6 protein-coding genes and 1 pseudogene are annotated in these 6138 nt (G+C 56.9%); 3 read left to right on the top strand and 4 right to left on the bottom strand.

What is annotated here, in order from left to right; genetic code table 11:
• The 3 genes from AMR42_RS05330 to AMR42_RS05320 all read left to right on the top strand — a co-directional run.
• A partial coding sequence (locus AMR42_RS05330) for an ABC transporter permease (protein WP_158234370.1) occupies positions 1-417 on the top strand: 417 nt, incomplete at its 5' end.
• Between the two features lie 33 nt (positions 418-450).
• Entirely contained in the window at positions 451-1128 is a 678-nt protein-coding gene (locus AMR42_RS05325; protein ID WP_099532421.1) for a hypothetical protein, read from the top strand.
• Entirely contained in the window at positions 1125-1496 is a 372-nt protein-coding gene (locus AMR42_RS05320; RefSeq protein ID WP_099532420.1) for a hypothetical protein, read from the top strand. The genes AMR42_RS05325 and AMR42_RS05320 overlap by 4 nt, the downstream gene beginning before the upstream one ends.
• 185 nt (positions 1497-1681) lie before the next feature.
• On the opposite strand, the gene ilvD is transcribed toward AMR42_RS05320, so the two are convergent.
• The 4 genes and pseudogenes from ilvD to AMR42_RS05300 all read right to left on the bottom strand — a co-directional run bounded on the left by ilvD (position 1682) and on the right by AMR42_RS05300 (position 6095).
• Complete coding sequence (gene ilvD, locus AMR42_RS05315; RefSeq protein WP_099532419.1) at positions 1682-3367, bottom strand: dihydroxy-acid dehydratase; 1686 nt, start codon at positions 3365-3367, stop codon at positions 1682-1684.
• 361 nt (positions 3368-3728) lie between these two features.
• Positions 3729-4499, bottom strand: a pseudogene (locus tag AMR42_RS05310) (site-specific DNA-methyltransferase); the annotation flags it as partial.
• A gap of 329 nt (positions 4500-4828) precedes the next feature.
• Positions 4829-5014, bottom strand: coding sequence for a hypothetical protein (locus AMR42_RS05305; protein WP_099532417.1), 186 nt, complete (start codon positions 5012-5014; stop codon positions 4829-4831).
• A 58-nt stretch (positions 5015-5072) separates the two neighbouring features.
• The gene (locus tag AMR42_RS05300; protein ID WP_255407512.1) at positions 5073-6095 is read right to left on the bottom strand and encodes a Gfo/Idh/MocA family protein; all 1023 of its coding nucleotides are present in this window, start codon (positions 6093-6095) and stop codon (positions 5073-5075) included.
• Positions 6096-6138 lie beyond the last annotated feature (43 nt).

Below are 6138 nucleotides of genomic sequence, written 5' to 3'. Positions count from 1 at the left end.
TTGGGGGCTGGGCTGGCGGGGGTGGCGGGGTTGGCCGTGGTCGGGGCGATCGTGCTGCTGTTGGTGGCGGGGGTCACCTCCCTCAGCTTGGGTCTGGCCTTTGCGCTGCCGGGCCACGTGGAATTAATTGCCGCCATTTTTATCACCAACTTGCCCCTGCTCTTTGCCAGCACGGCCTTAGCTCCCTTGTCGTTCATGCCCGGTTGGTTGCAGTGGGTGGCGGTGTTGAATCCCTTGAGCTACGCGATCGAACCCATTCGCTATCTTTATCTGCATCCGGACTGGAGTTTTAGCAGCATTGTCATGCAAGCGCCCTTTGGATCGGTTAGTTTTGGTATGGCCCTCGGGGTTCTATTCATTTTTGATTTGGTGGCGATCGGGCTTGTGCGGCCATTGCTGCAACGGCGGATGGCATAGGGCGCTGGATCGCAGGAGCAGGCTAGACGTGGCATGGAGCAGAATCTAAAAGACAAGCTGGATTGCTTTTTAGCATCCCCCTATGGACGCACGATGCTGGGGGAATACGCTTACCTCCATGCCTCGGAATGGTTGCAACAATATTGCGAAGCGGCCGGCGCAATGGCGAATTTGCCGGATTGGTTGCTCCTCCTGTTGGATTTGGGGCAAGAGTCGGCGGAGATTTTTGCGAGTTTGACCGATGCCGGAACCCTGGAAACCGATCGCAAAACCATGTCCCTGTTGCTGGAGCGGCGGGGGCCCCTGTTGGCCCAAACCAGCGGCCGACTGCGACAGACCTTGGAACTCCATCGCCCGGGCCTTGACCTCAGCCAGGATGCGATCGAAGACGCTAGCCTATTGGCATCAACCCATCCACCGCGATCGGGGTTGGCGGGTTCCGGCCGTCGCGACAACATCGTGAATCGCAACCACTGGGAACCGAAGGCGGACTTTTTGCCTCACAGTGAAAGGCGGGTGATTGGCGATGTGGGGGGCACCCCTCTGCTGTTGGTGGGCTACGAAAAAAACCAGTCCCGATCGCCCATGGTTGCTCGCGCCACTTCCGGCAACCCTCAACAGGATTCGCTGTTTGCGGTTCCCCTGTCCGATTTGCTGGTGCATTCTAACGAACCCGTTAATATCCCTGAATTGGAGTTAGCTGAATCATGAGCCATCCCTCGATCGCTCCCTCGATCGCCTGGTTGTCGGGATCCTCGATCGTCACCGTCTTGAGCATTCTGGCCTTGGGCAGCAACCCCGCGATCGCCCAATCCTCGGCCCTGGGTGACCCAAATGCCAATGGATCGTCCGGTGATGTGCGCCCCAATGAAGTGTTTCAAGGCTCCGGCGTTTCTGCCCAAGATTTGATTCGCAACATCATGTTGGCCCCGGGGCAAACCCTGGATGATTTCAATCAACAACAGTCGGGACGGATTGACAACGCTGCCAATGAGTTTTTGCGCCAGCGCCAGCAGCGATTGGAACAAAACGGCCAAGGCGGTGCTAGCGTGACTCCCAGTAGCCCAACTCGCAATTAATTCGCGATGCGGTCTACAAAAACCCCGCTCGATCGAGTCGCGATCGGGCGGGGTTTTGCGGATCGAAATGCGGATCTGAATAACGATCAGCAATAACTGGGTGGATTGGGTCGCGCTGAATTGCTGAGCTGAATTGCTGGGCTGAATTGCTGAGCTGAATTGCTGACCTGACCCAGCCCCAAGCCCTACAGCAAGTTCAAATCCGTCACGGCTCCCAGGCTGCTGGAAGAGACCAACTTGGCATACTTTGCCAACGTGCCTCGTTTGTAGCGCGGTTCCGGCGGTTGCCAGTTGGCCCGGCGGGCCGCCAGCTCCTCATCGGACACATTCAGTTGCAGCTTGCGGTTCGGAGCATCGATCGTGATGCTGTCACCCTCCTGCACCAGGGCGATCGTGCCACCCACGGCCGCTTCGGGAGCCACGTGACCCACCACCATGCCGTAGGTTCCGCCCGAGAAGCGCCCATCGGTGATCAGCCCCACCGAGTCGCCCAGACCCGCACCGATGATCGCCGCCGTCGGAGCCAACATTTCCCGCATTCCGGGGCCGCCCTTGGGCCCTTCATAGCGAATCACCACCACATCACCGGGGTTGATTTGATTCGCCAAGATCGCCTTTAAGCAATTCTCTTCCGACTCAAACACCCTTGCCGGGCCGGTGATCACGGGATTTTTCACGCCGCTGATTTTGGCCACGGAACCTTCGCTGGCCAGGTTGCCCTTCAGAATGGCCAAGTGACCCTGTTGATAAAGGGGCTTGTCGAAGGGACGGATGACATCTTGGTCGGGGCGCGGTTCGTCGGGGATCTCCGCCAGGGTTTCCGCGATCGTCTTGCCGGTGATTGTCAAGCAATCCCCATGCAGCAGCCCCTGATTCAGCAAAATTTTCATCACTTGGGGGATGCCGCCGGCCTTGTGCAAGTCGGTGGCCACATAGCGACCGCTGGGCTTCAGGTCACAGAAAACGGGCACGCGGGCGCGGATTTCTTCAAAGTCGTCCAGGGTGAGGGGCACCCCAATCGTGTTGGCGATCGCCAGCAGGTGCAACACCGAGTTGGTGGAACCGCCCACGGCCATGATCACGGAAATGGCGTTTTCAAAGGCCTTGCGGGTCAAAATTTGCTTCGGTGTGCGGCGTGCTCTGATCGCTTCGGCCAACACGCGGGCAGACTCGGCCGCGCTGGCGTTCTTCTCGTCATCCTCGGCGGCCATGGTTGAGGAGTAGGGCAGGCTCATGCCCATGGCCTCGTAGGCGCTGGACATGGTGTTGGCGGTGAACATGCCGCCGCAGGAACCCGCACCGGGACAGGCGTTGTGTTCCACGGCCATCAGCCGGGCTTCGTCAATTTTGCCAGCGCTGAATTGGCCCACGGCTTCAAAGGCGCTGACGACAGTGAGATCTTCTCCGTGCAGATGGCCGGGTTTGATCGTGCCGCCATAGACAAAGATGGCGGGAATATCCAATCGGGCCATGGCGATCATGGCTCCGGGCATGTTTTTATCGCAACCGCCGATCGCCAGGATGCCATCCAGACTTTGGCCGTTGCAGACGGTTTCGATCGAGTCGGCAATTACGTCCCGCGACACCAGGGAATATTTCATCCCTTCAGTGCCCATGGAGATCCCGTCACTGATCGTGATCGTGCCGAAAATTTGGGGCATCACGCCAGCTTCGCGGGCTGCGGCCATGGCGCTGTCGGCCAGGGTGGCAATGCCCATGTTGCAGGGGGTGATGGTGCTGTAGGCGCTGGCGATGCCGACGATCGGTTTGCTGAAGTCATTGTCACCAAAGCCCACTGCACGGAGCATGGCGCGGTTGGGCGATCGCTGCACACCGCTGGTGATCTGTTGGCTGCGGAAATTGTCGGACATGGGGTTTTGCTCTCTCTAGCCGATCCAGAAAAGCGATCTTTAATTGTCGCACTGGGTCTGTCGAATCAAGCTGAACAAATCTCGATCGCCTGGTTTCTTAATGGTTTGGATGGTTTGGGGGACTGGAATAGCTTGCTGGGGAGCTGTTTGGTTCTATAATTGACGCTCCCGCCGGTTGATTGCTGGTTTTGCTGCTGGCTGGGTTGTTGGCCTTGCCGCTGGCCTTGCTGTTGGTCTGGTTATCGGGTTGCTGGCTGGGTTGATGACCCGGTTGAGAACTGGATTTGCCATTGGCCAAAACGCGATCGCCCGCGCTGGTCTCGGAGCCTGGGAGGGGGGCGGTGGTGAAGCGATCGACCGCCAATTGCAGATAGGCCGCTTCTTTTTCAATGCCGATAAAGGCGCGATCGACTCGTAGGGCTGAAAGGCCCGTTGTGCCGCTGCCGCTGAAGGGATCGAGCACCAAATCTCCCGGATTGGTGCTGGCGGAAATGATTCGATCGAGTAAATCCAGAGGCTTTTGGGTGGGATGTTTGCCTTGCAATTTCTCCGAAGCCGGTGGGGTGGGAATTGACCAAACACTCCGCATTTGTCGGCCAGAAAGCTTGAGGGGATCGCGGGGAAAATCTCCCAGCTTCATGGCTTCATAGTTAAAGACATGTTTTCCTTTTTTGCTTTTGCGGGCCCAAATTAGGGTTTCATGGCTGGCCGTAAAAAAGCGACAGGATAAATTGGGACTAGCGTTGGGTTTGTACCAACAAATTTCGTTCAAAACATGAAAATCCAAACATTGCAGTGCAAAGCCACAGGCGTAGATATTGTGATAGGTTCCTGAAATCCAAATCGTGCCATTGGGTTTCAAGATCCGCCGACATTCCTGAATCCAAGCGCGGTGAAATTCAAAATCCTGTTCAATGCCATTGCTGCGATCCCAATCGCCTTTATTGACACTGACGGCCCGGCCGCCATGACAGGTAAACCCGTTATTAGACAGGTTATAGGGCGGATCAGCAAAGATCAGATCCACACTATTGGCCGGGAACAGGGGCAAAATTTCAAGGCAATCGCCCTGGTAAAGGGTGCATCGATCGCGCTGGTAGAACGGCTGGACTGCCACAGAAGGCTCGGACATGGTTCTAGGCCAAACGACACACCAAAAGGAAGGCTGGAACGGGACAAAACCACGCCCCGATCGACATAGAAAGATCAGCTTATCGAGAAAGCAAGATTGTGGCTAGCTAAATCCGCTGCTTAAACTTAGTCGCAAACCTAATCTAAACCGTTGGTTAACTCTACTATCAACCCTAATCTAATGCAGGGAACCGTAGCTAGGTTAGCCAGAAAATAACAATCTGGCTAGGTAATTTGCCAACTTTGTTTACGGATCAATGGGCTAATCTTGACGCTGGGCCAGCGCTTGAGGGCTTTTGGGAAACGACAAATTAAGACCGATGCCGCTGTTCACGGCCTGAAAATTTTGGAACGGGAGCCAAGTTGTGGTCGGAGGGCATCCATGGCCACCGGTTGATGGGCGATCGCCCGCCGAGTGAGTCGCGATCGCCGGTTAACAGGCCGGTTCAGTTGATTGGGCCGATCAAACCGATCGATCCGATCGAGCCGAGCCAACGGATCGCGCCAAAACTTCACGGGCAAATTGGGCCGCTGGGCCCGCCCCGAAGGGGATGCTCGATGGTCTAACGGTTGATTAACCCCACCGATCGTCGCCTTTGCCCAAGGGTTCGTCCAGGGCCATTTGTTCGATCGCGCTGGCAATTTTTAGGGCCTTCAGGGCCTGTTCGCCGCCGATCGAGGGTTGCATCTCGCCCCGCACACAGTTCACAAAATGCTCCAATTCCGCATGGAGCGGCTCCGTGTTCCCGATCGCCACCGACTCGATCGACCCATCCAGCCGATAGCAAGCCTGACTGGCGCGATCGCCCGCCGGATAGCTGGAGGTTTTGCGATGAACCAAAATTTGACGCGCCAGGAAATCCGCCTCCACCAGCGAATCCTGGCAATGGGCGGCAATCCGGCGAATTTTGCGGTGTGTCACCTTGCTCGCCGTCAGGGTAGCCACAATCCCATTGGCAAAGCCCAGGGTTGCCGTCACATAGTCCAACTGACCGGAAGCGGCCCGGCTGCCGCTGGCCGACAGACGCACCACCGAGGAGTTGGCAATTTCCAAAATTAGATCAATGTCATGGATCATCAAGTCCAACACCACCGACACATCATTGGCGCGATCGGCGTGGGGACTCATGCGATGGGCTTCGAGCGCTAACACCCGTTCTGTTTTCAGAACGTTGAAGCATTCTTGAAACGTGGGGTTAAATCGCTCAATATGTCCCACCAGCAAAATGCATTGACGTTCGGCCGCCGCATTCACCAGGGCCTCCGCTTCAATGATGCTGGCGGCGATCGGTTTTTCCATCAGCACATGCACGCCGGCCCGCAGGCAATCCATGCCCACGGTGTAGTGCAGCTTGGTGGGAACCGCGATGCAAACCGCATCCACCAAGGGCAGCATGTCTTTGTAGTCTTCAAAAAACCGAACGCGGTATTTGCTGGCCAATTCCAGCCCCCGTTCCACATTCAGATCTGAAATTCCCACCAATTCGGCATCCTTAAGCAAGCTCAGGATCCGGGCGTGGTGTTGTCCCATGTTGCCGACCCCGATCGCGCCAACGCGGATGGGATGGTGGCTCGGCCGGGCAAGGGCAGGCCGAATTTGAGCATCGAGCGATTCGCTACGGGATTGCACGCGCGTTTAA

The sequence above is a fragment of the Limnothrix sp. PR1529 genome (assembly GCF_002742025.1).
In the GTDB taxonomy this organism is placed as follows: Bacteria; Cyanobacteriota; Cyanobacteriia; order CACIAM-69d; family CACIAM-69d; genus CACIAM-69d.
The sequence above is the reverse complement of the archived record's forward strand: the minus strand, read 5'-3'. Positions and strand labels throughout refer to the sequence as shown.

Bases quoted from the DNA above. Each gene is read 5' to 3' on its own strand.
- AMR42_RS05320 (WP_099532420.1), top strand. From the start codon at position 1,125: ATGAGCCATCCCTCGATCGCTCCCTCGATCGCCTGGTTGTCGGGATCC.
- ilvD (WP_099532419.1), bottom strand. From the start codon at position 3,367: ATGTCCGACAATTTCCGCAGCCAACAGATCACCAGCGGTGTGCAGCGA.
- AMR42_RS05325 (WP_099532421.1), top strand. From the start codon at position 451: ATGGAGCAGAATCTAAAAGACAAGCTGGATTGCTTTTTAGCATCCCCC.